We start from the raw sequence: 26,088 nt of genomic DNA on the forward strand, positions 1-26,088 counted from the left end.
CGCCATGCTCGGCGCACCATGAAAAACAGCGGCTTATTGCCGCTGTTTTTGTTTAAAGCGCCCTATCTAGCTCAAATTCATTCAACTTAATTTTCAATAAATACAAAGAAAGTTGAAAAACCTTGCAGTCCGTCTGTAGTTAGAATCATGTTTCGCGTTTATAATGCGTTCACTTTATTAATCCTTGAGGGAGTGCAGCTTTGCAAAATAAGCTAATCGTAAAAAAATTAGGCCGTCAGGATTACGAACCTGTATGGAAAGCCATGCATAAGTTCACAGACGAACGCACGGAAGAAGACCTAGACCAAGTTTGGTTGGTTGAACACAACCCTGTCTTCACTCAAGGACAAGCAGGCAAAGCTGAGCATGTATTAAATGCCGGTGATATCCCTGTAATACAAAGCGATCGCGGTGGCCAAGTGACTTACCACGGCCCAGGCCAATTAGTGGCTTACTTTCTGATTAACATCCGCCGCAAGAAATTCGGAGTACGTGATTTGGTTACTCATATCGAGAACCTCGTAATCAATACTCTGAAAGCTTACAATATAGATTCAGCTGCCCGACCTGACGCTCCTGGTGTTTATGTCGATGGCAAGAAAATCTGTTCACTTGGATTACGTATTCGACGTGGCTGCTCGTTCCACGGGTTAGCACTCAACGTCGATATGGACCTGTCTCCATTCCTACGTATTAACCCATGTGGTTACCAAGGTATGGAAATGGCGCAGGTAAGCCAACTCGGCGGACCAAGTGAACTAGAAAACGTTGAGCAACAGTTAATACAAGAGCTCGTAGAGCTACTCGGCTATGACCAAGTAGACATTCAAGCCACCAGTAACATTACAGCAGAAGCATAAAATCATGAGCAAACCAATCCAAATGGAAAAAGGCGTTAAATATCGTGACGCTGACAAAATGGCATTAATTCCCGTAAAGAATATGCCTGCTGAACAGAAAGAAGTTCTACGTAAGCCTGAATGGATGAAGATTAAACTTCCTTCAGACAGCCATCGTATTCAAGAAATCAAATCAGCAATGCGTAAAAACAACCTGCACTCAGTTTGTGAAGAAGCGTCTTGCCCTAACCTAGCCGAGTGTTTCAACCACGGTACGGCAACGTTTATGATTCTTGGCGCTATCTGTACTCGTCGCTGCCCGTTCTGTGATGTTGCCCATGGTCGTCCTGTTGCTCCTGAAGCTGAAGAGCCGAAAAAACTGGCTAAAACAATTCAAGACATGAAACTGAAGTACGTTGTAATCACTTCAGTTGACCGTGATGACTTGCGTGACGGCGGTGCTCAGCACTTTGCTGACTGTAACCGTGAGATTCGCGAACTCAACCCAAAGATTCGTATCGAAACACTGGTTCCAGACTTCCGCGGTCGTATGGACGTTGCGCTTGACCTAATGAAAGACAACCCGCCAGATGTTTTCAACCACAACCTAGAGACAGCGCCACGTCTATACCGTAAAGCGCGTCCAGGTGCGAACTACAAGTGGTCTCTTGATCTACTGAAGAAATTCAAAGAGCAGCACCCTGATATCCCAACAAAATCAGGTGTGATGATGGGTCTTGGCGAGACAAAAGAAGAGATCGTTCAAGTACTGAAAGACCTTCGCGAACATGGTGTGACTATGCTGACACTAGGTCAATACCTAGCACCAAGCCGTCACCACTTACCAGTAGAACGCTACGTGCCGCCTTCTGAGTTCGATGAGCTGAAAGAGATTGCTCTAGAGCTAGGCTTTACTCACGCAGCGTGTGGCCCGTTTGTACGTTCTTCTTACCATGCGGACTTGCAAGCTCAAGGTATGGAAATTAAGTAATCACGATTGCTTAACGAACAATGCAAAGGCGCTGAATATTATGTTCAGCGCCTTTTTTCTATCTTGTTCGTGCCGCTATAGCTTTATATTTCGTGCCACTAAGCTTTATATAAAAACAACAAAGCCACTCTTTATGAGTGGCTTTGTGCTTAATATTTCAAGTTCAGAGGAGGTAATTTCAAAAAGCCCAGATAGGGTTCTGCATTAACCGAAAGATGCCCAGATAACCGTTGCTACCAAAATTGGGCACACAAACTTCACATACATTGGCCAAACCTTACCAAACCAACCAAGTTGAAAATCAGGACTGCCTTGTTCAAGCTCTTTCACTTTTGAAGCTCGGCTCCATACCCAACCACCAAACACACAGAACATCAGTGCAGCGACTGGTTGAAGATACTGAGTTGCAATCATCGCTACCATGCCAAACATCGCAGCAAAGTTGTAAACAATCACCACACTAAACAGCGCGATAGCACCACCAATCACCCAGCTTGTTGGCGTTCGTCTAGTATTGAAACGCTCACTCACTAGCGCAACCGGGCCTTCAAGCATCGAAATCGAAGAAGTCAGTGCAGCAATCGTTAGTAGTAAAAAGAACACAATCGCAAAGATCTGTCCAAGCACACCTAAACTATCAAACATCAACGGCAAAACCGTGAATACTAGAGTGTCAGAGCTTAATAGTGAGCCGTCTTCAGCGTAGATTTGAACGCCTTTTTGCATCGCAACAAACATTGCTGGCATCACCACTAATCCAGCAATAAAAGCGACAGCAGTATCCACCAGAGTTACGTTCATCGCCATTTTTGGTAGGTTCTCTTTCTTGCTTAAGTAAGAGCCATAAACCAACATCGAGCAACCGCCAATAGTGAGTGAGAAGAACCCCTGTCCCATTGCCGCCAGAATCAATTTTCTATCCCACACTTTCTCAAAGTCTGGAATAAGGTAATGTTTTAGGCCTTCCATCGCGCCAGATTGCGTCATGATGTAAACAAACAATAAGCCAAATAAAACAAACAGCGCAGGCATCAAACGAGTCGACCATTTCTCGATGCCTTGCTTAACACCGCCCTGCACAATCAAGATAGTCAGTACATAGAACGCGACGGTACCAAATACGTTGCGCTCAACACTGAAGCCCTTAAACCAATCAGCAATCGCTTCTAGGCCGATAAGATCCGCGACCGCACCAATTAGGAAACAGATCAACCAGCCACCAACAATACTGTAAAACGCCAACACTGCGCTTGGTACACTCAGTCCAACCCAACCGACAAACTCACCGACTTTCTTACCCAAAGGGTTTGTCGTCAAAGATCGCATGCTATCAACTGGGTTTGCTTGACCGTGACGGCCTATAGCCATCTCAACCACCAACATAGGGAAAGCAACCACGAAGATCATGATCAAATAGACTAAAAGGAAAGCGCCACCACCGTTGCTAGCAACTTGAGTCGGGAAACCCCAAATATTACCCAAGCCAACCGCTGCACCAGCCGCTGCTAAAATAAAACCTAAACGAGAGCTAAAGTGCTCTCTTGAAGAGGAAGATTGTTGGTCCATATCGCCCGCATTAAAAATCAGTGAACTAGTTGAGAAGTACAGTAATAAAAAGCAATGATAGGCACAACCAATAAATGAACAATTCTCTGATTTTTACAATCAATGCGCTATTTAGAACAACAAAATTAACAAAAAACCAGTCTTATCGTTCAATTATAAGCAACAAAGCGAAGCAGTAGGCTTAAAAAGGAAATGGATTGAATTGAGATAAATACTCGCCGTGTGGTTCCATTTATACAAACAAAAAGAGCACCGACCGGTGCTCTTACTATTCATCACTAGACTCGAATTAAATTGTGAAGACTTGGTAATCTTTTAAGTTCGGAATGATTTCATGCAGTTCTTGCTCTTGTTCTGCCATCTCATCAAGTGAATCACAGAACTCATTCGCTTCCTCCTGTACTTGTTGAGAGTGTTCTTTCATTCGCTCTTCAACTTTCAGCTTTAATTCAGCCATACTGTCAGCCAGTTCAGTCAGGTTTAGGCCACCGTCTTGTTTCATTTTTTCTGACATCGCATTAAAAGCGCTAGAGATAAATTCTTGGTTAAAGATTTCTTTCGCCTTCTCGAAATCTTCAGACCAGCCATTGGCCATCGAATCAAAGCTTTCTGCAGGCAACACTAATTCGCCATCTTTGTAATAACGCGCTTCCAGTTCTGCAAAGTAGGTTTTCATTGATTCTTTTACATTATCAAATGACTCAGGTGAATCCAGGCTAGCCGCGATATCATCAATCACGTCATTGGCTAACGCTAAGCTATCGTTGGCCATTTGTTTCGCTCGAGGTAAGTACTCACTCATGTTTTCGCGATATTTCTCAATCGCCGCTTGTTGGTCGGCATCAAGCTCAACCTTCTCACCATGAATATAGAGGTCGTTGTTATCATCAAAAACGGCCGTATCACCATTCACTTGATGGATTTCGACTTTTTGGTCATCAATTCGTAGTTCATTCTTCAAATCAACTCGACACTGAGCAGCAAACGTTGGCAAGCTCACAACAGCGATAACCGCTGTTAGTGATGCAATTAATACATTGTTTTTCATAACATCCTCTCATCAATCTGACAGATTACTATACCCTTGGTATATGCTCCTTTGTCAGAGAAACGTTTTATATCTATTAGTCAGTTAGTTAGTTAGTCGATAGAGATAACTTCGTAGCAAAACTGTTTATCTGCGACCTTAAACTCAATCTCATCACCAACTTCTTTACCCATTAGAGCCTGGCCAAAAGGTGCATTTGCCGTCACGATGGCAATCTCATTCTCATTCCACGTGACAGAAAGTCCGCCGACTCTCGGCCCCATAAAAAAGTGTTTATATTGATCATGCTCGTCAATGACCACAACGTAACTGCTCACCGTAACCTTCTCACTATCACGCAACACTAAGTTACGATAACACTGAATATCGTCTTCACACTCTTGTACCCTCACCGCTTGACCATGGGCGAGATACGAAGCTTCTAATGCCAATGTATCGTACTTATGTTCAGGCACAGTCTCTTCATCGGTCGCAGCATCAATCGCACGCTGAGTCGCAGATTGTGCGATACGTAATCGGGATTCGAGTTGCTCTATGATTATTTGGCGAAGCTCAGACTTATTCATACTATTGGGGTGCTTTTCTATAGGAGCTACAGAATAGAATTAGGTACAATCAGGTGCAAGACATTTGATTCATCAAGCGACGCTATCATGAATAGGCGCCCGCTTTAGCATCAATACGACACTTAATAACTCAGGTAGAACATAAATGATTGAGCAGAAGCTAAAACAAGTATTCGGATTCGACTCACTGCGCAATGGGCAAAAGCAAGTCATTGATAACGTTCTATCTGGTCACTCGACTGCCGCGATATTCCCGACAGGTTCAGGTAAATCGCTGTGCTATCAATTACCAGCATTAGAGTTACCGCACTTAACCTTGGTGATATCGCCACTGTTAGCCTTGATGAAAGACCAACTCGCTTTCCTGCACAGTAAAGGCATTAGCGCAGCGGCAATCGAATCAAGCCAAGACCGACAAACCACACAACAGGTTATGCAGTCAGTGCGTAACGGTGACACCAAGATCCTCATGATCTCCGTCGAGCGCTTGAAGAACGAACGCTTTCGTCAGTTTATCTCCCAAGTGTCGATCTCACTGCTTGTGGTCGATGAAGCGCACTGTATTTCAGAATGGGGACACAACTTCAGACCCGACTACCTGAAGCTTCCTCAATACCAAAAACAGCTCAATATTCCTCAGGTTCTACTACTGACAGCCACTGCGACTACAGCGGTTATCCAAGATATGAAGTCAAAGTTTGAAATTGATGAGGAGCGCGTTGTGGTTACGGGTTTCTATCGTCAAAATCTCGATCTGTCGATTCAACCTTGTGAACAAACCAGTAAGCTAGAAACCTTGTGCAATGTGGTTAACCAAGCTTCTCTCGCTCCGACTATTGTTTATGTCACCCTTCAACAAACGGCAGAGATGGTGGCTCAGCAGCTTCGCAATGCTGGCGTTAATGCAGTGGCTTACCATGCGGGTCTTAAGCCTGAAAATAGAGATGCTATTCAACACCAATTCATGAATGATGACGTGAGCTGTATCGTCGCAACTATCGCGTTTGGTATGGGCGTGGATAAGTCCAACATTCGCCGAGTGATTCACTTTGACTTACCAAAATCGATCGAAAACTACTCACAAGAGATCGGCAGAGCTGGTCGAGATGGGCAAGCGTCTGAATGTATTTTACTGGCTAACAAACACGGTTTAAGCACACTCGAGAACTTCGTTTTTGGTGATACGCCAGACAACATATCGATCCAAGCGGTATTAAAAGAGATCTACGAAAATCAAAACATTGGCGCTTCTGGCTCGAATCAATGGGAGATCATGCTTAATCTACTATCACGTGAATCCAACATTCGTCAGTTACCGCTAAAAACACTACTGGTGTATCTCGAAATTGAAGGTGTGATTGAGCCCAAGTACAGCTACTTCGCAGACTACAAATTTAAGTTCATTCGTCCGAAACAGCAGATCACAGAGCAATTTCAAAGTGAACGTCGTCAATTTGTCGAAGCGATTTTCCAATGCTCTCCTCAAGCAAGAGTGTGGTGCCAAGTCGACTTCGATGCGCTTTGGACACACTTCCAAGCCGATCGTCAGCGTGTGATTGCGGCTATCGACTACTTCAATGAACAAGGTTGGATTGAACTAGAAAGCAAGCAGATCACCGATGTCTACGCGATCCACAATACTTCTGAAGATATGATGCAACTGTCAGAGCGTCTAACTGAGTTGTTTAAAGCAAAAGAAAACAGCGAGATAAACCGCCTTAACCAAATGCTGAATTTCTTTGAGGCGGATACTTGCCTAAGCTCACGCCTTGCGAGTTATTTTGCCGATGATAAAGCACCAACAAACTGCGGTCACTGCTCTGTATGTCGAGGAGAAGTGGCAATCTTACCAACCGTTGATGTTGAACCTATCGATGATGAGACGGTGATGACATGGATACATGAGTTTATTTCGGCTAGCCAACAACTGATTACCGACGAGGCAATTACTCGCTTCTTATGTGGAATCGCCACCCCGCTTTCAACCAAACTCAAAGCCAGTAAAATGGTCGGTTACGGCAAGCTAGAGCAGCAACCGTTCAGTGATACCTTAGCGCGAGTAAAACAACTTCCTAGGTAATTCTTACTTATAAAAAACCGACTAGGCTATGAAGCGTAGTCGGTATTCATCTCACTCATTATCTTTAAAAGAAGCTCAACTGACGCATTTGGTCTTTAGGTTGCAGCATTACGCTTAAACCAAGCAGGCGTATTTCTCGCCCCTGTTGTCTTTTCAGTATTTCACTAAGCAGTTCTTTGAAGTGTTCACGATCGAGAGAGGCATGGATGTGTTCAATCGTGGTTTGTTGAAAGTCGGCGAACTTGAGCTTAATGCCCTGCTTGATGATCGCTTTGCTTGGGCTAGCCTTTTCTAAGCGAGTCTCGAGTTCAGGAAATAGCTTATCTTCGATTACCTGCCAACATTCTGCGTAGCTTGAAATGTTTTGGGTAAAGGTGCGCTCTACACCTACCGATTTTCGCTCACGCTCGATGATAACTTCTCGATCATCAATGCCATGACTGCGCTTCCAGAGTGATGCACCTTGACGGCCAAACTTGAGTAGCAGGTCTCGATAGTCAGACTCTTTGATATCCTTACAAGTAAAGAAACCCGCTTGGTGCAGCTTTTCTATGCTCACTTTGCCGACACCGGGAATCTTTTCAAGTGGTAGCTCATCGATCACTGATTGCACGTCTTGTGGAGGGATAACAAACTGACCATTGGGCTTATTCAGATCTGAGGCCACTTTCGCCAAGAATTTAATCGGTGCAATTCCTGCAGAAGCTGTCAGGTTCAGTTCGTTCCAAATATCACGGCGAATAGACTCGGCAATAAGTGTTGCTGAACCGTGACACCGCTTAGAATCGGTGACATCAAGGAAAGCTTCATCCAAGGAAAGTGGTTCAATGATTGATGTGTATCGAGAGAAGATTTCACGGATCTTTTTAGATATCTCGACATAGACCGACATTCTTCCCGGCACAACCAATAGATTAGGACAAAGCTGTAGGGCCTTTCCGGTAGGCATTGCAGAGCGAACACCAAACTTGCGGGCTTCATAATTACAGGTGCTCAAAACGCCGCGTTGCTTTTCATGCCCACCAACAGCTAACGGGCGATTTCGGTAAGCAGGGTTATCACGCATTTCTACAGCCGCGTAAAAACAATCCATATCGACATGGATTATTTTTCTGACTTTCTCTTGGTCCGAACTGCACATTTGGAAATAACTCAACCTTACAACTGTATCTATGAACAGTATAATCAATTATTCTCAGATTTAAAATGATCTGGAGTCCAGCTCAACAGGTTTCACTTCATTCGCCGCCCACTATTCTGATAGTATTGTTAGGAGTATTTAGTCTATAAGTAGGGATAGCTTTTGAGTGAAAAAATACTAGTGGTAGAGGATAGTCGCGCATTCAGAAACTATCTTTACCAACAATTTAAGAACGATGGCTATGAAGTTGCGTTGGTGGAATCTGTAGAAGAAGCCAAAGCGATCTTAGAGCAAGAAACGGATTTCTTGTGTGCAGTCCTCGACTACTGTTTACCTGACGGCCAAGACGGCGAGATCATTGATCTCGTCTTAGGCTATCAACAGAAAATCATTGTCCTGACCGGGATGTTCGACAATCAACTGCGAGAGCAAGTCCTAGCCAAAGGCGTTATCGATTACATACTTAAAGACAGTATGTCATCAGTAAGCTACCTACTTCCCCTGGTTCAAAGAATTTCGAATAATCGCCATCACAAAGCATTGGTTGTCGATGATTCAGCGGTCGTTCGCCGTTACATAGCTCAACTTCTAGAACACCAATATATCCAAACTATCCAAGCCGAAGATGGCGAACAAGCATTAAAGCTCCTTCATAACGATCCCGATATTACGTTCGTTGTTACAGACCATGATATGCCGAAGAAAGACGGTATAGCGATGATCCGTGAGATACGACGCGATCACGACAGAAACCAGTTGGCTATTCTAGGGTTATCAGGCAGCGATGATCGCACCATGACAGCTCGATTCCTTAAAGCGGGGGCTAACGACTTCCTTTACAAGCCTTTTAACCAAGAAGAATTTTTTTGCCGTATCCATCAACTGCTTGATATGAAAGAAGCGGCCAACGAGCTATTTCGACATGCCAACGAGGATGCTCTTACTGGCTTATGGAACCGTCGTTACCTGTTCAATCAAACATGTAAAGGTTGTGAGCAGCGCAGTATAGCCATGATGGATATCGACTTCTTCAAGAAAGTGAACGACACCTACGGTCACGATGGTGGTGATGCAGTCCTCGTGGAAGTCGGCAAGATCATCAAAGACCATTTTAAAGATGATGTTGCTGTACGCTTCGGTGGCGAAGAATTTTGTATTCAGTCGTGTGGTTCGTTTGAGAGCTTTGTTGACAACTTAGAGTCCATGAGAGAAGCCATTGAAAGCCATGTTGTTGAGCATGACTCTCAAAGAATCAAGGTCAGTATCAGTATCGGCGTAACCGATTTAGACGCGAAGCTAGATGAGCAGATCAAAGCCGCTGATGAGCTTCTTTATACGGCAAAAGAGCAAGGTAGAAACCAACTAGTGTTTGCGCGTAACAGCATGCAAATCGAACAATAGTCATTCGCCTCTGTTTCCATTTTTGGTATACCAAGATTAATTGCTAGACCTCAAAACTAAAAAAGCTCAAGACGATAATCTTGAGCTTTTCAATTTGAGGGCATAGATAACTCTATCCCCTATGACTGTCACCAATTAAGCGATACGGTCTTTACTCCAAGCCGCTTCTTTTTGTTGACGCTCAGCCAGCTTCTCTTCACGGTAAGCTTCACGTGCTTCACGCTTCTTACGCGCGTCACAAGGTTCAGGGCAGTTACATACTTTATCAATACCAACAGCACCCAAACCGCCACAGCTACCTTTCACAACTTTCTTTTGGATAATGTAGCCAATTGACATCGCTGCGATTACTGCAAGAAAAACACCAAATGTAATCAGAAATGTATTCATAATTATCTCGCTTACCTTATTTACCTAAGTATGGCTTAAATGCTTCAGAAGCAATTTCTTTAAAGCCATCTGCTGTTTTTACCACCATGAACACTGGGATGTTATGTTGGTTTGCGACTTCCATTCCTTTTTCCTCACCTAAGACCATAAGGCCCGTAGATAAGCCGTCTGCAGTCATTGAAGACGGGTTTAAAACAGTCACAGAAACCACTTTATGGTGAAGAGGCTTTCCTGTTTCAGGGTTGATGATGTGTGAGTAACGAACACCATCACGTTCAAAATAGTTACGGTAATCACCAGAGGTTGCGATAGCCATATCACCCGGCTCGATGATCTCTTGGATATTACGCTCATCAACGCTTGGTTTCTCAATCGCGATACGCCAGCCCACGTTCTCACGGTTTAAACCTTTCAGACGAATTTCGCCACCGACTTCAACCATGTAGTTGTGAATACCGATAGAATCAAGGTAGTCAGCGACGACGTCAACACCCCAACCTTTTGCAATCGTGGATAGATCGACATACAGGTTAGGTAGGTCTTTCTTCAACATGTTGCCTTCAACACTAAGATGATGGATACCAATCTTAGCCTTGCGAGCCGCCAGCTCTTCATCTGATGGCACAACTTCAGGACGAGCTTCAGGACCAAAACCCCATAAGTTAACTAACGGACCAACCGTTACATCCAGAGCTCCTTCAGTAAGACCGTTCAAACGAATCGCTTCTTTCACAACCGTCGCTGTTTGCTCAGATACTTCGAACGCATCCGCACCTTTATGCTGGTTGAAACGGCTTAATTCGGAATCTTCACGGTAAGTCGACATCTGGTCGTTTACTTCTTCAAGTAGACGATCGATCTCTGTATGAACTTCATTAGACTCAGGAAATTCATCACCATTGATGTATTTAATATTGTAACTCGTGCCCATCGTTGGGCCACTCAAATGCACTTGCTCTCTTGACTGCTCACAGCCCGCAAGAAAAATCAAAGAAGTTAATGCAACAAGCCAAATTCTCACTTGCTTACTCCTGTCTAATGTTGAGGATTTATATAAGGAAAAATAAGAGTAAAAAATAGGTATTTTGAATGCCTTACTCTTTCTTATATAAGCCAGTATGTTGTCAAAAGCTGTCTTAGAAAAACAAATGGCTGACTCGTAGGAGTCAGCCATAATATCAATCACTTAAGTGGATTAACCACCGAAGTCATCTAGTAGGATGTTTTCATCTTCTACACCAAGATCTTTCAGCATGCCGATAACAGCAGCGTTCATCATCGGTGGACCACACATGTAGTACTCACAATCTTCAGGAGCTTCGTGATCCTTCAGGTAGTTTTCGTACAGTACGTTGTGGATGAAACCAGTGTAACCGTCCCAGTTGTCCTCTGGTTGAGGATCAGACAGTGCACAGTGCCACACGAAGTTTTCGTTTGCAGCCGCTAGGCCATCGAAATCTTCAATGTAGAACATCTCACGCTTAGAACGCGCGCCATACCAGTAAGACATCTTACGAGTAGACTTAAGACGCTTAAGTTGGTCGAAGATATGAGAACGCATAGGCGCCATACCTGCACCACCACCGATGAATACCATTTCATTGTCTGTGTCTTTAGCAAAGAACTCACCAAATGGACCAGAAATAGTACATTTGTCGCCTTCTTTAAGAGACCAGATGTATGAAGACATAACACCAGGAGCTACGTCAGGGTTGTTTGGCGGCGGAGTTGCGATACGCACGTTAAGCTTGATGATGCCTTTCTCTTCTGGGTATGAAGCCATAGAGTAAGCACGGATCGAATGCTCTTTAACGATAGACTCATAACGGAACAAGTTGAACTTATCCCAGTCACCACGGTATTCCTCAGGAATATCGTAATCTGCGTATTTCACGTGATGTGGTTCAGCTTCAATCTGAATGTAACCACCCGCGCGGAACGGAACTTCTTCACCTTCAGGGATCGCTAGAGCAAGTTCTTTGATGAAAGTAGCTTCGTTGTTATTCGAGATAACAGTACATTCCCACTTTTTAACACCAAAGATATCTTCGTCTAGTTCAATCTCCATGTCAGTTTTCATAGCAACTTGACATGCAAGACGTTCGCCTTCGCGAGCTTCACCTTTTGTGATGTGATCAAGTTCAGTTGGAAGGATGTCGCCACCACCAGACTTAACTTTTACACGACACTGACCACAAGAGCCACCGCCACCACAAGCAGAAGATACGAAGATACCAGCGCCAGCCAGGGCACCAAGTAGCTTGCTACCAGGTTGAGTAACGATCGCCTTTTCAGGGTCGCCGTTTACTGAAATAGTGATGTCACCTGATGGTACTAACTTAGACTTAGCGAAAAGAATCACTAGTACTAGAGCCAGTACAATAATGGTAAACATCGCTACGCCAAGAATAATACTAAACATTTGTTATTCCTTATTACTGGGTGCTTACCCTACAGTTGAACACCAGAGAAAGACATAAAGCCTAACGCCATCAGACCAACAGTAATGAACGTGATACCAAGGCCACGAAGACCTGGAGGTACGTCAGAGTACTTCATCTTCTCACGGATACCCGCAAGAGCAACGATAGCTAACATCCAACCCACACCAGAACCGAAGCCGTAAACAACAGATTCAGCAAAGTTGTAGTCACGAGTTACCATGAAAGATACACCACCAAAGATTGCACAGTTAACTGTGATCAGTGGAAGGAAGATACCTAGTGCGTTGTACAAAGGTGGGAAGAAACGGTCTAGAACCATCTCTAGGATTTGTACAAGTGCCGCGATAACACCGATGAATGCGATGAAGTTAAGGAAACTTAAATCGACACCTTCAACAAGCGCGTTTTCTTTCAGGATGTGTGTGTAAACAAGGTTGTTTACAGGAACAGCGATTGTAAGTACTACAACTACCGCAACACCAAGACCAAAAGAAGTTTTAACTTTCTTAGATACCGCTAGGAATGTACACATACCTAGGAAGAAAGAAAGCGCCATGTTTTCGATGAAAATCGATTTAACTAGCAGACTAATATAATGTTCCATGACTACCTTACCCCTTCGCTTCTACTTGTTCTGGTTTGAACACACGAATTGCCCAAATCAAGAAACCAATTAGGAAGAATGCAGAAGGTGCTAGAAGCATCAAGCCGTTTGGCTGATACCAACCACCGTTGCTCACTAGAGGTAGTACTTCCATACCAAATAGTTTGCCAGAGCCTAGAAGCTCACGGAAGAAACCAACAGTGATAAGAACGAAACCGTAACCAAGACCGTTACCAAGACCATCGATTAGAGATGGGATTGGCGCAGACTTCATTGCGAATGCTTCAGCACGACCCATTACAATACAGTTAGTAATGATTAGGCCTACGAATACAGATAGCTGCTTAGAGATATCGTATAGGTATGCTTTAAGCACTTGGTCTACCACGATTACTAGTGATGCGATAATTGCCATCTGAACGATGATACGCACACTGTTAGGAATGTGGTTACGGATCAAAGAAACGAAGAAGTTAGACAGAGCAGTAACGAACATTACCGCGATAGTCATAACAAATGCTGTTTCTAGCTTAGTGGTTACCGCAAGAGCAGAACACACACCAAGAACCTGTAGCGCGATTGGGTTGTTATCCAATACTGGCGCTAAAATGCTCTTTTTAATTTCTTTTGCACTAGACATTAGTTCAGACCTCCGTCACGAACTTTTGCTAGGAACGGACCAAAGCCCATATCACCTAACCAGAAGTCAAATGTATGTTGAACGCCAACACTGGTCAGTGTTGCACCAGAAAGGCCATCAACACCGTGCTCAGTACCTTCAGGAGCACCACCTTTAACTACCTTGATAGCTGGCTTGTGGTTTTCGTCGAATAATTTCTTACCAACGAATTGAGCACGCCAAGTTGGGTTCTCAACTTCACCACCAAGTCCAGGAGTTTCACCTTGCTCGTAGTAAGTGATACCAGAAACTGTGTTGCCATCAGTTTCTACCGCAACGAATGCGTACATCATTGACCATAGACCGTTACCGTGAACAGGGATGATAACTTTAGAAGTTTCAGCGCCATCTTTCACAAGGTATACAGTACCCGTGTTAGCACGACGAAGGATCTTAGCGATGTCATCTTCAGCTGAAAGCTTGATTGACTGAGCTGGATCTTTTGCCGCTTTACGTTGGTCGTATGCAGCAGCATCGCCGTCAACGAAATCGCCAGTAGCGAAATCAACTAGACGAGGTTCAATGTTCTCTGCGTACAGTTCAGGGATATTACCCGCAAGTTCAATGCCCGCAACTTCAAGGATCTTAGTTTGCTGATCTAGAACCGCGTTAGCTTGTTGCTTAGGTTTAAGAACAACTGCAGCTGTTGAAACGATGATTGAGCACACTAGGCTCAATGCGATAACAACAAACAGCGTCTTTTTAATGCTATCGTTATTACTTGCCATAGCGCGCTAGTCTCCGCTTAATGTTCTTCTCGATTACAACGTGGTCAAACAGAGGAGCAAATAGGTTTGCGAATAGAATCGCAAGCATCATGCCTTCTGGGTATGCAGGGTTAACTACACGAATCATTACACACATTGCGCCGATTAGGATGCCGTACCACCACTTACCTTTGTTGGTAAATGAAGCTGATACTGGGTCAGTCGCCATGAAGAACATACCGAATGCGAAGCCACCTAGAACTAGGTGCCAGTGCCAAGGCATGCTGAACATTGCGTTAGTATCAGAACCGATCACGTTAAACAGCGTAGACACAGCAATCATACCGATCATTACACCAGCAATGATTCGCCATGAAGCGATACGCATGTAAACGATCATCGCAGCACCGATCATAAGTGCTAGAGTCGATACTTCACCGATAGAACCTGGGATGTTACCAATGAATGCGTCCATCCAAGTGATTGCTTCACCAGATGTTACGTTCATTAGTGCGCTACCGCCGCCTTGAGCCCATTGGCTAAGAGCAGTTGCACCAGAGAAACCATCTGCAGCAGTCCAAACTACGTCACCTGAAATCTGTGCAGGGTATGCAAAGAATAGGAACGCACGGCCAGCAAGTGCAGGGTTCAGGAAGTTACGACCCGTACCACCGAAGATCTCTTTAGCGACTACAACACCGAAGGTAATACCTAGTGCTGCTTGCCATAGAGGAAGTGTTGGCGGAACGATAAGCGCGAATAAGATAGAAGTAACAAAGAAACCTTCGTTTACTTCGTGCTTACGCACCATACAGAACAGAACTTCCCAGAAACCACCAACGATGAATACCGTTGCGTAGATAGGTAGGAAGTAAGTCGCACCAAGTAGCATCTTGCTGCCAACACCTGCATCGGCTCCTAAGGAGGCTCCAAGCATTTCGGTTAGCCAGTAGTGCCAGTTACCACTGATAACAGATGCTAGTTCAGCACCTGCATACATATGGTTAAGTGCTGCGATAGCTTGGCCACCCGCGTTGTACATACCCCAGAACATTGCTGGGAATACCGCGAACCAAACCATGATCATGATACGTTTTAAGTCAACGCTATCACGAACGTGCGAGCTTTTCTTTGTGATAAGACCTGGCGTGTAGAACACAGTAGCCGCTGCTTCGTAAAGCGCGAACCACTTCTCGTGTTTACCACCTGGCTCAAAATGATGCTCGATGTCTTCAAGAAACTTTTTAAGGCCCATGAAAATTACCCTTCCTTCTCAATCGTATCTAGGCATTCACGAAGTAGTTGACCGTACTCGTACTTACCTGGACATACAAAGGTACACAATGCCAAATCTTCTTCATCTAGCTCTAGCGCACCTAGTGCTTGTGCACTATCAACGTCGCCCGCACATAGATCACGAAGCAGCAATGTAGGTTCCATATCTAGAGGCATTACGCGCTCGTAGTTACCGATTGGAACCATTGAGCGATCACTACCGTTTGTCGTCGTTGTCATGTTGAACAACTGACCTTTAAACAGGTGACCAAGGAATGAACGAGTAACAGAGAACTTGTTCTTACCAGGCATAGCCCAGCCGAATAGCTCTTTATCACGACCTTCACGTAGAACAGAAACTTGCTGATGGTAACGACCAAGGTAAGCATGTGGACCGGTTGCTTGTGTACCAGTTAGTACAGAACCAGAAATCACACGAACTTCGCCTGGCATTAACTCGCTGTCTGTCAACTCTTCAAGGCTAGCACCAATTTGAGTACGAACTAGACGCGGGTTGTTTACCACTGGACCAGCCAGAGAAACAACACGATCGGTATAAAGCTCACCAGTAAGGAAAAGCTTACCGAATGCGATAACATCTTGGTAGTTAATGCTCCACGCTACGTTTTCTGCATTTACCGGGTATAGGTAATGCATATGCGTGCCTGCAAGACCTGCAGGGTGTGGGCCATCAAAAACATGTTCTTCAACGTTAGACTGAGCTGAACGAGGTAAGCTAGTACCTTTTTTACAAACGTACACTTTACCGTTAGTCAGAGTTGAAAGAAGATCTAAACCAGCAACGAAAGCATCAGACTGCTCGTTAATGATTAATTCTGGCTCAGCTGCTAGCGGATTAGTATCCATAGCAGTTACGAAAATAGCCTGAGTTTCAGAATCGATTGCTGGAACCTTGCTGAACGGACGAGTTCGCAAAGCGGTCCATGCGCCAGACTCAACTAACTGAGCTTTAACCGTTTCACGGTCAAGACCTGCTAGTTGGTTAGCTTCATAGCTATTGAACGTGATTTGCTCATTGCCTGCTACTTCAATCACTACAGATTGAAGAACACGCTTAGCACCACGGTTCACTTCAATAACTTTACCGCTTGCTGGAGAAGTAAATACAACACCTGGGTTCTTTTTATCAGCAAAAAGAACTTGGCCTTTCTTCACTTCATCACCAACGCGAGCATGCATCGTAGGACGCATACCAACGTACTCTTCGCCAAGCAAGGCGACTTTAGTGATGGACTTACCATCATTAATCACCTGGGATGGAGTTCCTGCGATAGGAAGATCCAAACCCTTATTTATTGTAATCATACGCACTTGCACTACTTTATCGGGAAAAAGATTCTTTTAATTGCGTAAATTCAGGACGTTTTAAACTCGCCCTTAGACACGACATTACAGTGTCCGGTTTTGGTAAATTTGAGATACCAAAATCGCAACATTTTCATAATAAAATCACCACACGAATCATGTGAGATTTATCAGGTGCGATATTCTAGCATTTTTTGACAACTCGATGCCATGACCAATAACTTGAATACAGCCTTTATTTGGTGAGATTTGAAGCATATGGCCTCTCAAATATGTATAAATTTGACGAGCCGCACAGATAAAATGGCTTTTGAATCGTGTTTTAAACAAGAGATTAATACTCTGTCACAAACTAATATTTTACTAGTTATGTTGAAACACTGTTAATAAAAACATTACTCATTGTAGGTATTTGAGCTCGTTCAATTTGACATCAGTTTGGGTGATATAAGAACGAAAAATACATACGTTTGACGACAAAAAAAGCGCCATGGCGCTTTTCTCTGTATATAGGCCTTCTTACTTTCCGCCACCCATACACATTGGACTGTCTGGCACGCTATCTAGCTGCTTCATCCATTCATCTTTTGTATAAGTGTGAATAGACAGTGCGTGGATATTATTGGCTAACTCTTCTGAAAGTGCCTTATTTACCGCTCGATGACGAGCAATAAGACGCAAACCTTCAAACACATCGCTGACAACAATCACTTTGAAATGACTCTCAGAACCAGCCGGAACATTGTGCATATAGCTCTCATTGACCACGTTTAAATGACTTGGTGAAAACTCATTGTGCAATTTTGTTTCGATAACTTCTTGGATCATTGTGATTCCTTAATAACGTATTGGCATTATCCGTGGGCTGAGTATAAACCCTAACAGGTCGAGTGTCTGAGTATTTCATAGCAAATGGCATAGGTTTGGTTGAGTTTTTTCTATCTTGTTCAGCCTGCATTTGAGACAATATCTTTGTTATTTCTTACATAAGTATCTCAAGCAATGAAAACCGAACTTACCCTTCACGACAGAACTTTGACCTTACATCGTTTCCCGAAACGTTCAAATGAAACCCTTCAAGCTTGGGATGCGGGCGACGAATACATTATTAGCCATGTTGAAGAGATGAACCTTGAACCTGGTAAACACATCCTGATCATGAACGACAGCTTCGGTGCCCTATCGACTTGGTTCTCGAAAGATCATGATGTCACTATGATGAGCGACTCATTTATCTCTCACCGTGGCGCCCTGAAAAACTTGCAGCGCAATCAAAGTAACCGAGTGAACTTCTTGAACACGATGGATGATATCCCACACGGTATCGACCTTGTGATCATGCAGCTGCCAAAAACAAATCGTCACCTAATCTGGCAACTGAGTCAGCTACGCCAAGCATTGCCTGAAGGCTGCCAAGTGATCGGCGTCAACAAGGTAAAAGAGATTCACACCTCTACGCTTAACCTGTTCGAAAAATACCTAGGCGAAACCAAAACATCACTAGCGAAGAAAAAACACCGCTTAGTCTTCTCATCTCCAAACTGCCAGCCAATTCAAACGGTAGAGCCTTTTGTTGAATGGGATGTAGACGGTGAAGATATCCGCCTGAAAAATTTACCAAATGTTTACTCAGGGGAAGCACTCGATCAAGGCGCTCGCTATATGCTAGAGCACATCCCTCAAGATCCTGAGCTACGTCATATCATCGATCTTGGTTGTGGCAACGGTGTATTGAGTGTAAAAGCAGGGCAATTGAACCCACAAGCCCGTATCACCTGTGTGGATGAAAGCTTTATGGCGGTGGAATCGGCGCGCCAAAACGTCAAAGATAACCTTGGTGAAGAAGGCAACTTCCAGTTCATCGCCAACAACTGTTTAGATGGCTTCAAGAAAAACAGCACCTACTTAGTGATGTGTAATCCTCCATTCCATCAGCAACAAGCGATTACGGATCACATTGCGTGGCAAATGTTCTGTGATGCAAAGCATGTTCTAAGCAATGGAGGCAAATTAATTGTTATTGGCAACCGACACCTCGGATACGATGTCAAACTAGCAAGACTATTTGGTGAAGCTAACGTTGAAACGCTTGAACTAAACCAAAAATTTGAGATATTACAAGCAACAAGAGAACCTGCGAATTTTAATAAATAAGCAGAAACGACTTCACAAGAATTTAAGATACCGAGCTTCTGGTGTGAATTTAGAAAGGATAAAGGAATGAAAAAACTGATTTTGGCTGCTTCTATTATGGCTTTGACAGCATGTTCAGCCCCTCAGCAAGAACAGATCAATGTAATGCCAGAAGCTTCACTAAGCTCAAGCAACCTTGTACAAGGCAAAACATACACACTAACCAGTAAAGATGTTCGTGCCGCTCAATATGTTGCATTGGTTGATAGTGGCCGTTCAAACATTCAGCCAATTCACGCTAAGCAAAACATGCGTATTTCTCTAGAAAATGCTGTTGCACAGCAGTTAGAGTCTCAAGGTTTTCGTGCGAGCGTAAACAGTGAAAACTCGATTGTTTTAGAGATTCAAGAAGCACTCGTTACCGTAGAGCACACCATTATGGAAAACAAAATGGACGGTAAAGTAACGCTTGAAGTTACCGCTGAAACACCTGAAGGCAAACTAGTTAAAACATTCAACGGCACTGCAACACGCACTGGTGCATTGAGTGCATCTAACGACGACATCTCTATGGTTCTTAATGACGTGATCAACTTGGTTCTTACTGAGATCGCTAACGACCAAGAGCTACAAACTTACATGAAGGAACGTTTCTAATGGGTCGTATTTTATCTTCTATCGCATTAATGCTAGTGAGTGTGAGCGTTTGGGCTGATCCTAAAGTAAACGTGGAAACAACATTAGGCGACTTCACTATTCAGCTTAACCAAGAGCAAGCACCGGTTAGCGCGGAGAACTTCCTAAAATACGTGGCAGACGGCAGCTACGAAGGCACTATCTTCCACCGTGTTATTCCTGGCTTTATGGCGCAAGGTGGCGGCTTCGATCAAGAGATGAATCAACAAGCAACTTACGCTCCTATCAAGAATGAAGGCAGCAATGGCTTGAAGAACGATACAGCAACAATCGCGATGGCTCGTACTAATGCGCCAGATTCTGCAACTCGTCAGTTCTTCATTAACTTCTCTGATAATGATTTCTTGAACGCCAAAGGTGGCAACCCAGGCTACGCTGTATTCGGCAAAGTAACTGAAGGTTTTGATGTTGTTCAAAAGATGGCAACGATTCCAACTAAACGAATGGGCCGCATGTCAGACATCCCAGTCGACCCAATCGTCATCACTAAAGTGACCCTTCTTAAGTAATCCAATCTAACGCCCTTATTTCTTAAGGGCGTTTTTCTACACAAGGACGCCCTATGTCATCAGGCAATCCCTCTCTTTCTTGGATGCAGACTTTCCGCAGCTACCTAGATAAACGCCTACTTTGGGTGTTTATGCTCGGCTGTTCGAGTGGCTTCCCATGGGTTCTTATTGGATCCAATATGTCTGGTTGGCTAAAAGATGCAGGTTTAACGCGTGCTGCCATCGGCTACTTTGGCAGTGTGTTTGCCGTGTATGCGATTAACTTTCTATGGGCACCATTGGTAGACCGAGTAAAACTGCCGGTGCTTCACGCAATACTCGGCCAGCGACGCAGTTGGATCTTTTTCTGCCAATCCATTGTTTTAATCGGTACCTTATTCATCGCAGGCGTCAATCCCGCAGAGAACTTGGCGTTTACTTCAATGTTGGCGCTCGCTATTGCCATTGCCTCAGCCACGCAAGACATCGCGATTGATGCATTTCGTATTGATACCTTCCCAAAATCCGAAGCATCAAAACTGCCGCAAGCTTCTGCAATGGCCGTAATTGGTTGGTGGACGGGGTATTCTCTACCAGGCTACCTTGCCTTTATTAACGCAGACTCAATCGGTTGGAATGGCGTGTATTACGGAATGGCAGGCGTCGTTGTCGTACTAATGCTGTTTACTCTTTTTGTCGGAGAGCCAAATACACAACGCGAAGCCCTGCAAGAACAGGCTCAGCAACGCCACAATAAGGTTGTCGGTTCGAAAGTCGTGGCTTGGTTCAGTGTTACCGTGTTAGAACCGTTTTATGACTTCTTCAAACGAAACGGAGTTCAAGTTGCCATCACCCTACTGCTGTTCGTATTCCTATTTAAGATAGGTGAAGCCTTCCTAGGTCGCATGTCGATCACCTTCTATAAAGAGATAGGTTTCAGTAACGAACAGATCGGCCACTATTCGAAGTTAATTGGTTGGGGCGCAACCATATTCTTCACTTTGGTAGGCAGCGTCTTCAATGTAAAATTCGGCATTGTACGCGGACTGATGATTGGCGGTGTTGCCATGGCAGCCAGTAATCTAATGTTTGCATGGATCGCTCAAGCAGGCCCAAGTGAAACACTGTTCTTGGCAACGATTATTGTCGATAACTTCACGACCGCCTTTTCAACAGTAGCTTTTGTCTCTTTCTTAACGTTATTAACTGGGCAGGCCTTCTCTGCAACCCAATATGCATTACTCGCATCCTTGGGTAACTTCGGTCGAACAACACTGGCTTCATTTAGTGGTGAATTGGTCGATTACCTCAATGATTGGTCAACCTTCTTTATACTGACCGCACTTATGGTGATTCCAAGTTTGATCATGCTCTACTCGTTACGCCACTTTTTCACGGATTTATTAGAGAAAGCCAAAACTAACCAAGAATAGAGTCAAAGAAAACAAATAAGAAGGGGGTAGCATTGATCTACCCTCTTCTACGTTCTGTCTTCAGATCTAGTCTGTTGTTTCACTGACAATTAGGTTAAAACCCGTACCCATCGAATCATCAATCGCCACGACTTGATACACTACACCATCAGCTAAGGTTGCGGGCGCAGAGTCGATAGCCACAACCGACGGCTGACCCGCTACAGTAATCGTCACAAAATAAGACCCCGCCGCAACATAAATGCCATTCGCATAATCTTTGAACTTCACATCACTTAGCGCTGGAGTGCTGCCAGCAATACCCACCGTTTTCGGTCAAAGATAGATCAAAGACTGGATTGTAAGACGGGTTGAATTGTCATTTTTTAAGAGAAAACGCTTAGAAACGAATACTGTTGATTTTGACATGCATATCACTCTATTTAGTATAATCGTTTGCTTAGAGCATCAATTCACCAATTTATCTACAAAATAATCAGATTTCACAAAATCAATAGAATCCAAGGTGCATCAAGATGCATTACCACCTTAAAGTTCCATCATTTAGATCATTAGTGTGATCAACTTCAAATTAATAATTGTAGTTTTCACTCTGTCTCACTTTTATTTGAGAACAAAATCGCTATTATGCTCGGCATTCGGACATCATAAACACGCACGGATTAGCGGGTTATTCATTTTTAACATAGAGAGTTCCATTATGCGTAAATCACTTTTAGCTCTTGGCGTAGTTGCAGCTGCAACAGCAATCCCTGCTCAGGCAGAATACTTATATGGCTTTGGTAGCATGTATGCTGATTACCAAGTTTGGGACCAAGGCTTTGGTAACGATGACGATAACTTCGGTGGTGACATCTCAGATCGTAACCAAGCTGTTATTGGTATCGAAGGCGGTGCTGCATTTGACTGGGGTCAAATCTACGGCTTCTACGACTACGAAGGTGTTGATCGTTCAGGTGATGATCGCGGAGCTTCAACTAAAGGTACTATCCACTACAACCTAATGGATACTAAAGTTAGCCTTTACGCACAAGTTTACAACACAGATACTGATGCTGGTTTCCATGAGCAAAACCGTGTTCTTGGTCTTGGCTATACTGGTCTAAGCGGTGACGGTTGGGCATTCACACCATTCATCGGTGCACACCAAATTAACTCTGGTGATATCAGCGGTTCTAACGGTGGTATGGCTGGTTGGGTTGGTTACTACAATACTGACATTGCAGGTCAAAACTTTACGTTCTCAACTTGGGGCGAATATGAATTTGCTCGTAACGATGAGTACTCAGAAGTTCAAGGTGGCGACTACGGTCTAAATGGTAGTATCAATGCACTATGGAACTTCCACCAAAACTGGTCAACTGGTGTTCTTTACCGTTACACAGTGAACAAGCTTGCACGTAAAGACTACCAAGATCTAATCATCTACCGTCTACAGTACAACTTCTAATCAAGTTAAAACTTCATTAGATAAAATGGCACCCTCGGGTGCCATTTTTTATTGCTTTCATTTAATGCCTCGCTATCCTTGCAGCATCACTTTCTTATCTCGGTATTGCTGTGAACATCACTATTGTTGGACCTGGAGCTATCGGCTCTTTATGGACGATAAAACTGCTTAAAGCGGGTCATAATGCCTCTTTGTGGAGTCGTTCTTCCGCCCACTCCATTGAGCTATCACTTGATGGACAACCCTCTCTCCCTATCAGTAACAACAATATCGAACGATTAGCCGCGAGTGATTTGGTTATCTTCACAGTCAAGGCTTGGCAAGTAGAAGAAGCCACCACTCCGTTACTTCAATATCTCGACTCTGACACCATTCTCATGTTCATGCATAACGGAATGGGCGCGGTCGACAACATTGCCACTCAAATTAATGCTCACCCGATAGTATTGGCTACCACGACCCAAGCAGCATTCAAACCTGATCGTAATAGTGTATCTCATACAGGAATAGGACAAACCCAGTTGGGTGCTTTTAACCAAACGGGTCAACAGTGCACGTTTTTGGTTGATGTATTGGATGATGCTCTCCCCGCTGTGAGTTGGAACCCACAAATAGAAACCGCGCTTTGGGCTAAACTCGCCATCAATTGTGCTATCAATCCACTGACAGGGTTGGAACAAATCAAGAATGGTGAACTTGCAGACCAAAGGTTTGAGGGTATTTTAAGTTCTATCGTTGAAGAGCTAACACAAGTTATGCAAGCCGAAGAGATCGCTTGTTCATTCGACGGATTAGAAGCAAGTGTCAAGCAGGTCATCCAAGCCACGGCGCAGAACAACTCATCCATGAAGCAGGATATGTTTTACCAACGCAAGACAGAGATCGACTTCATCACTGGACACCTAATAAAAACAGCGCTTAAACATCAGATAGAAGTTCCTGTTAACCAAAAGCTGTTCAATCAGGTCAAAGAGCAAGAAAATAGCTGGAATCATCAAGATTAGTCAGCAACGGTCAACAAGTCGCGATAAAATAACAATACCGCTAAGCATAACGCTGGCACCAATTTCCAAGATTTTAGGTAAGAATAGATGCTTGATATCAATCACATCCGAGAGCAGTTTCCTGCGCTATCACAAACCATCAATCAACAACCATTGATTTACTTAGACAGCGCGGCAACGACACAAAAACCTCAGGTAGTTATTGATGCCATTAGCCAATATTACTCCAAACAAAATGCCAATGTTCACCGTGGTAGCCATAGCTTAACAGCGAACGCGACCAGTCAGTTTGAAGCTGCCAGAGATAAGGTCGCTCAGTTTATCGGTGCAAGCTCTTCAAAAGAGATCATCTGGACTCGCGGTGCAACCGAAGCGCTTAATCTTATCGCTCAAACCTACGCCAGAAGCACCCTTAAGCCCGGCGATGAGATCTTAGTCAGCGAAATGGAGCATCACGCCAACATCGTGCCTTGGCAAATTGTCGCAGAGCAAACCGGTGCTAAAGTCGTTAAAGTACCGATGACACCGGATTGTGAATTTGACCTCACTGCGTTTGATGCACTTTTAAATGAACAAACCAAGATTGTTGCATTAGCTCAGATAACCAACGTAACGGGTTCTCGTCAGCCGATTGAAGCCGTCATCGAGAAAGCACATAAGATGAATGCAATTGTGGTAGTCGATGGCGCACAAGGTATCGTTCATGAATCGGTTGATGTTGCTGCTTTAGGCGCTGATTTCTACGTATTCTCTGGACACAAGCTCTATGCCCCTGCGGGCATCGGTGTGCTTTACGGCAAGCTTGAATTGTTAGAAGCGATGCCACCTTGGCATGGTGGTGGCAAAATGGTCGAGCGCGTCTCTTTCTCTGGCACTACTTTTTCAGAACTGCCTGGCAAATTCGAAGCGGGCACGCCAAATGTGGCAGGAGCCATAGCACTAAGCACCGCAATAGAATGGTTAAGTGGTTTTGTACAACAAGATGTCGAAAATCATATCCACCAACTACAACACGAGACTTATCTTGCTCTCAGTAAACTGGATGACATTCAGATTTTAGGGTATCAACCTAACGCAAGTGTGATTACTTTTGTGATGGATGGTGTTCACCATCAAGATATAGCGACTCTACTGGATCAGCAAGGTATCGCAGTACGTGCAGGACATCATTGTGCTCACCCATTAATGGATGCACTTAATGTGAAAGGAACGGTTCGAATTTCATTTGGTATTTACAACAACATGGATGATGTTGAAAAGCTCGTAGCGGCGATAGAAAAAGCCGTTGATATGCTTTAGGGAGTAGCGAAATTACTTAGGGTTGGCGTTTAACGTCAACCCTTTTTGCTTCTGTGTATCAAGGAGATATTAAGCACTTAGCTCTTGGATTTGAGCAACAATCGCTTTTAATCCATTACCGCGAGATGGGCTAAGGTGGGTAATTAGACCGATTTGTTCAAAGTAACCATCAATATCGAACGCTTGAACCTGCTCTGATGTTTTTCCATCATACGCAGCCATCACTAATGCAATCAGACCGCGCACAATACGAGCATCAGAATCAGCACAAAAGTGCCAAACACCGTCGATATTTTGAGAAACCAACCACACTTGACTTTCACAGCCAGAGACAACAACCTGCTCACTCTTCAGTTCATCAGGCATCGTTGGCAGTTTCTTACCCCATTGAATCACTTGGCGATAACGGTCTTCCCAGCCGCTGAATGTCTGCATCTTCGCGACGATATCATCACTGGTAATTTCAGTGCCGAATGGAGAGCTTGGGAATGTGGTCATTTTAATATCCAGTCGATTGTTAATTGAGTA

Annotated in this window: 25 protein-coding genes and 1 pseudogene; 11 read left to right on the forward strand and 15 right to left on the reverse strand. The window is 44.1% G+C overall.

Annotated elements, in window-relative coordinates:
- Positions 1–200: 200 nt before the first annotated feature.
- Positions 201–860 (forward strand): lipoyl(octanoyl) transferase LipB, encoded by a 660-nt coding sequence (gene lipB, locus AB4263_RS11280; RefSeq protein WP_017068510.1) that lies wholly within the window; start codon positions 201–203, stop codon positions 858–860.
- Positions 861–864: 4 nt separating this feature from the next.
- Positions 865–1,830 carry a lipoyl synthase gene (gene lipA / locus AB4263_RS11285; RefSeq protein WP_372098220.1) on the forward strand — a complete coding sequence of 322 codons (966 nt, stop codon included), beginning with the start codon at positions 865–867 and terminating at the stop codon, positions 1,828–1,830.
- 204 nt (positions 1,831–2,034) lie between these two features.
- On the opposite strand, the gene AB4263_RS11290 is transcribed toward lipA, so the two are convergent.
- The 3 genes from AB4263_RS11290 to AB4263_RS11300 all read right to left on the reverse strand — a co-directional run bounded on the left by AB4263_RS11290 (position 2,035) and on the right by AB4263_RS11300 (position 5,010).
- A complete protein-coding gene (locus AB4263_RS11290) occupies positions 2,035–3,396 on the reverse strand; it encodes a sodium-dependent transporter (protein ID WP_017059919.1) in 1,362 nt (453 codons plus the stop codon).
- 289 nt (positions 3,397–3,685) lie between these two features.
- On the reverse strand, positions 3,686–4,444 hold the full coding sequence (locus AB4263_RS11295) for a YggN family protein (RefSeq protein WP_017059918.1): 759 nt from the start codon (positions 4,442–4,444) through the stop codon (positions 3,686–3,688).
- Positions 4,445–4,536: 92 nt separating this feature from the next.
- The gene (locus AB4263_RS11300) at positions 4,537–5,010 is read right to left on the reverse strand and encodes a GreA/GreB family elongation factor (protein WP_017059917.1); all 474 of its coding nucleotides are present in this window, start codon (positions 5,008–5,010) and stop codon (positions 4,537–4,539) included.
- Between the two features lie 145 nt (positions 5,011–5,155).
- Here AB4263_RS11300 and AB4263_RS11305 point away from each other — a divergent pair, with 145 nt between their 5' ends.
- On the forward strand, positions 5,156–7,090 hold the full coding sequence (locus AB4263_RS11305; protein WP_372098221.1) for an ATP-dependent DNA helicase RecQ: 1,935 nt from the start codon (positions 5,156–5,158) through the stop codon (positions 7,088–7,090).
- A 64-nt stretch (positions 7,091–7,154) separates the two neighbouring features.
- Here the strand turns inward: AB4263_RS11305 and dinB are convergent, their stop codons facing one another.
- Positions 7,155–8,231 (reverse strand): DNA polymerase IV, encoded by a 1,077-nt coding sequence (gene dinB / locus AB4263_RS11310; RefSeq protein ID WP_029235195.1) that lies wholly within the window; start codon positions 8,229–8,231, stop codon positions 7,155–7,157.
- 162 nt (positions 8,232–8,393) lie between these two features.
- On the opposite strand from dinB, the gene AB4263_RS11315 reads away from it, so the two are divergent.
- On the forward strand, positions 8,394–9,632 hold the full coding sequence (locus AB4263_RS11315; RefSeq protein WP_372098222.1) for a response regulator: 1,239 nt from the start codon (positions 8,394–8,396) through the stop codon (positions 9,630–9,632).
- Between the two features lie 135 nt (positions 9,633–9,767).
- On the opposite strand, the gene nqrM is transcribed toward AB4263_RS11315, so the two are convergent.
- The 9 genes from nqrM to bolA form a co-directional block, all read right to left on the reverse strand.
- Positions 9,768–10,022 (reverse strand): (Na+)-NQR maturation NqrM, encoded by a 255-nt coding sequence (gene nqrM / locus AB4263_RS11320; protein WP_009848378.1) that lies wholly within the window; start codon positions 10,020–10,022, stop codon positions 9,768–9,770.
- A 16-nt stretch (positions 10,023–10,038) separates the two neighbouring features.
- Positions 10,039–11,043, reverse strand: coding sequence for an FAD:protein FMN transferase (locus tag AB4263_RS11325; RefSeq protein WP_017059913.1), 1,005 nt, complete (start codon positions 11,041–11,043; stop codon positions 10,039–10,041).
- Positions 11,044–11,217: 174 nt separating this feature from the next.
- A complete protein-coding gene (gene nqrF / locus AB4263_RS11330; protein WP_017059912.1) occupies positions 11,218–12,444 on the reverse strand; it encodes an NADH:ubiquinone reductase (Na(+)-transporting) subunit F in 1,227 nt (408 codons plus the stop codon).
- Between the two features lie 29 nt (positions 12,445–12,473).
- Complete coding sequence (nqrE, locus tag AB4263_RS11335) at positions 12,474–13,070, reverse strand: NADH:ubiquinone reductase (Na(+)-transporting) subunit E (protein WP_009848375.1); 597 nt, start codon at positions 13,068–13,070, stop codon at positions 12,474–12,476.
- A 7-nt stretch (positions 13,071–13,077) separates the two neighbouring features.
- A complete protein-coding gene (locus AB4263_RS11340) occupies positions 13,078–13,710 on the reverse strand; it encodes an NADH:ubiquinone reductase (Na(+)-transporting) subunit D (protein ID WP_008223083.1) in 633 nt (210 codons plus the stop codon).
- Entirely contained in the window at positions 13,710–14,477 is a 768-nt protein-coding gene (locus AB4263_RS11345) for a Na(+)-translocating NADH-quinone reductase subunit C (protein WP_372098223.1), read from the reverse strand. The genes AB4263_RS11340 and AB4263_RS11345 overlap by 1 nt, the downstream gene beginning before the upstream one ends.
- Positions 14,467–15,711 carry an NADH:ubiquinone reductase (Na(+)-transporting) subunit B gene (locus tag AB4263_RS11350; protein ID WP_017067139.1) on the reverse strand — a complete coding sequence of 415 codons (1,245 nt, stop codon included), beginning with the start codon at positions 15,709–15,711 and terminating at the stop codon, positions 14,467–14,469. Before AB4263_RS11350 ends, AB4263_RS11345 begins: the two co-directional genes overlap by 11 nt.
- 5 nt (positions 15,712–15,716) lie before the next feature.
- Positions 15,717–17,057, reverse strand: a complete 1,341-nt coding sequence (locus tag AB4263_RS11355) for a Na(+)-translocating NADH-quinone reductase subunit A (RefSeq protein ID WP_372098224.1) — start codon at positions 17,055–17,057, stop codon at positions 15,717–15,719.
- Between the two features lie 519 nt (positions 17,058–17,576).
- Positions 17,577–17,885 (reverse strand): transcriptional regulator BolA, encoded by a 309-nt coding sequence (gene bolA, locus AB4263_RS11360; protein WP_017059909.1) that lies wholly within the window; start codon positions 17,883–17,885, stop codon positions 17,577–17,579.
- 174 nt (positions 17,886–18,059) lie between these two features.
- On the opposite strand from bolA, the gene AB4263_RS11365 reads away from it, so the two are divergent.
- The 4 genes from AB4263_RS11365 to AB4263_RS11380 all read left to right on the forward strand — a co-directional run bounded on the left by AB4263_RS11365 (position 18,060) and on the right by AB4263_RS11380 (position 21,807).
- Positions 18,060–19,211, forward strand: a complete 1,152-nt coding sequence (locus AB4263_RS11365) for a methyltransferase (RefSeq protein ID WP_372077230.1) — start codon at positions 18,060–18,062, stop codon at positions 19,209–19,211.
- A 66-nt stretch (positions 19,212–19,277) separates the two neighbouring features.
- Entirely contained in the window at positions 19,278–19,847 is a 570-nt protein-coding gene (locus AB4263_RS11370) for a YajG family lipoprotein (RefSeq protein WP_017059907.1), read from the forward strand.
- Positions 19,847–20,395, forward strand: coding sequence for a peptidylprolyl isomerase (locus tag AB4263_RS11375; protein ID WP_372098225.1), 549 nt, complete (start codon positions 19,847–19,849; stop codon positions 20,393–20,395). Before AB4263_RS11370 ends, AB4263_RS11375 begins: the two co-directional genes overlap by 1 nt.
- 53 nt (positions 20,396–20,448) lie before the next feature.
- Positions 20,449–21,807 (forward strand): AmpG family muropeptide MFS transporter, encoded by a 1,359-nt coding sequence (locus AB4263_RS11380; protein WP_372098226.1) that lies wholly within the window; start codon positions 20,449–20,451, stop codon positions 21,805–21,807.
- Between the two features lie 66 nt (positions 21,808–21,873).
- On the opposite strand, the pseudogene AB4263_RS11385 reads toward AB4263_RS11380, so the two are convergent.
- Positions 21,874–22,135 (reverse strand): annotated as a pseudogene (locus AB4263_RS11385) (2-dehydropantoate 2-reductase); the annotation flags it as partial.
- Positions 22,136–22,507: 372 nt separating this feature from the next.
- Here AB4263_RS11385 and AB4263_RS11390 point away from each other — a divergent pair.
- From AB4263_RS11390 to csdA, 3 genes are all read left to right on the forward strand, one after another.
- A complete protein-coding gene (locus AB4263_RS11390; protein ID WP_102428259.1) occupies positions 22,508–23,257 on the forward strand; it encodes an outer membrane protein OmpK in 750 nt (249 codons plus the stop codon).
- Between the two features lie 110 nt (positions 23,258–23,367).
- Positions 23,368–24,261: a 2-dehydropantoate 2-reductase gene (panE, locus tag AB4263_RS11395; protein WP_372098227.1), complete on the forward strand. Its 894-nt coding sequence runs from the start codon at positions 23,368–23,370 to the stop codon at positions 24,259–24,261.
- Between the two features lie 87 nt (positions 24,262–24,348).
- A complete protein-coding gene (gene csdA / locus AB4263_RS11400; RefSeq protein WP_372098228.1) occupies positions 24,349–25,560 on the forward strand; it encodes a cysteine desulfurase CsdA in 1,212 nt (403 codons plus the stop codon).
- A 69-nt stretch (positions 25,561–25,629) separates the two neighbouring features.
- Here the strand turns inward: csdA and csdE are convergent, their stop codons facing one another.
- Positions 25,630–26,058 (reverse strand): cysteine desulfurase sulfur acceptor subunit CsdE, encoded by a 429-nt coding sequence (gene csdE / locus AB4263_RS11405; RefSeq protein ID WP_372098229.1) that lies wholly within the window; start codon positions 26,056–26,058, stop codon positions 25,630–25,632.
- Between the last annotated feature and the right edge of the window lie 30 nt (positions 26,059–26,088).

The sequence above is a fragment of the Vibrio sp. 10N.261.55.C5 genome, assembly GCF_041470505.1.
Taxonomy (GTDB): domain Bacteria; phylum Pseudomonadota; class Gammaproteobacteria; order Enterobacterales; family Vibrionaceae; genus Vibrio; species Vibrio crassostreae_C.

Coding starts and splice junctions, on each gene's coding strand:
- lipA (WP_372098220.1), top strand. CDS start 865: ATGAGCAAACCAATCCAAATGGAAAAAGGCGTTAAATATCGTGACGCT.
- AB4263_RS11290 (WP_017059919.1), bottom strand. CDS start 3,396: ATGGACCAACAATCTTCCTCTTCAAGAGAGCACTTTAGCTCTCGTTTA.
- AB4263_RS11295 (WP_017059918.1), bottom strand. CDS start 4,444: ATGAAAAACAATGTATTAATTGCATCACTAACAGCGGTTATCGCTGTT.
- AB4263_RS11300 (WP_017059917.1), bottom strand. CDS start 5,010: ATGAATAAGTCTGAGCTTCGCCAAATAATCATAGAGCAACTCGAATCC.
- AB4263_RS11305 (WP_372098221.1), top strand. CDS start 5,156: ATGATTGAGCAGAAGCTAAAACAAGTATTCGGATTCGACTCACTGCGC.
- dinB (WP_029235195.1), bottom strand. CDS start 8,231: ATGTGCAGTTCGGACCAAGAGAAAGTCAGAAAAATAATCCATGTCGAT.
- nqrM (WP_009848378.1), bottom strand. CDS start 10,022: ATGAATACATTTCTGATTACATTTGGTGTTTTTCTTGCAGTAATCGCA.
- nqrF (WP_017059912.1), bottom strand. CDS start 12,444: ATGTTTAGTATTATTCTTGGCGTAGCGATGTTTACCATTATTGTACTG.
- nqrE (WP_009848375.1), bottom strand. CDS start 13,070: ATGGAACATTATATTAGTCTGCTAGTTAAATCGATTTTCATCGAAAAC.
- AB4263_RS11340 (WP_008223083.1), bottom strand. CDS start 13,710: ATGTCTAGTGCAAAAGAAATTAAAAAGAGCATTTTAGCGCCAGTATTG.
- AB4263_RS11345 (WP_372098223.1), bottom strand. CDS start 14,477: ATGGCAAGTAATAACGATAGCATTAAAAAGACGCTGTTTGTTGTTATC.
- AB4263_RS11350 (WP_017067139.1), bottom strand. CDS start 15,711: ATGGGCCTTAAAAAGTTTCTTGAAGACATCGAGCATCATTTTGAGCCA.
- AB4263_RS11355 (WP_372098224.1), bottom strand. CDS start 17,057: ATGATTACAATAAATAAGGGTTTGGATCTTCCTATCGCAGGAACTCCA.
- bolA (WP_017059909.1), bottom strand. CDS start 17,885: ATGATCCAAGAAGTTATCGAAACAAAATTGCACAATGAGTTTTCACCA.
- AB4263_RS11365 (WP_372077230.1), top strand. CDS start 18,060: ATGAAAACCGAACTTACCCTTCACGACAGAACTTTGACCTTACATCGT.
- AB4263_RS11370 (WP_017059907.1), top strand. CDS start 19,278: ATGAAAAAACTGATTTTGGCTGCTTCTATTATGGCTTTGACAGCATGT.
- AB4263_RS11375 (WP_372098225.1), top strand. CDS start 19,847: ATGGGTCGTATTTTATCTTCTATCGCATTAATGCTAGTGAGTGTGAGC.
- AB4263_RS11380 (WP_372098226.1), top strand. CDS start 20,449: ATGTCATCAGGCAATCCCTCTCTTTCTTGGATGCAGACTTTCCGCAGC.
- AB4263_RS11390 (WP_102428259.1), top strand. CDS start 22,508: ATGCGTAAATCACTTTTAGCTCTTGGCGTAGTTGCAGCTGCAACAGCA.
- csdA (WP_372098228.1), top strand. CDS start 24,349: ATGCTTGATATCAATCACATCCGAGAGCAGTTTCCTGCGCTATCACAA.
- csdE (WP_372098229.1), bottom strand. CDS start 26,058: ATGACCACATTCCCAAGCTCTCCATTCGGCACTGAAATTACCAGTGAT.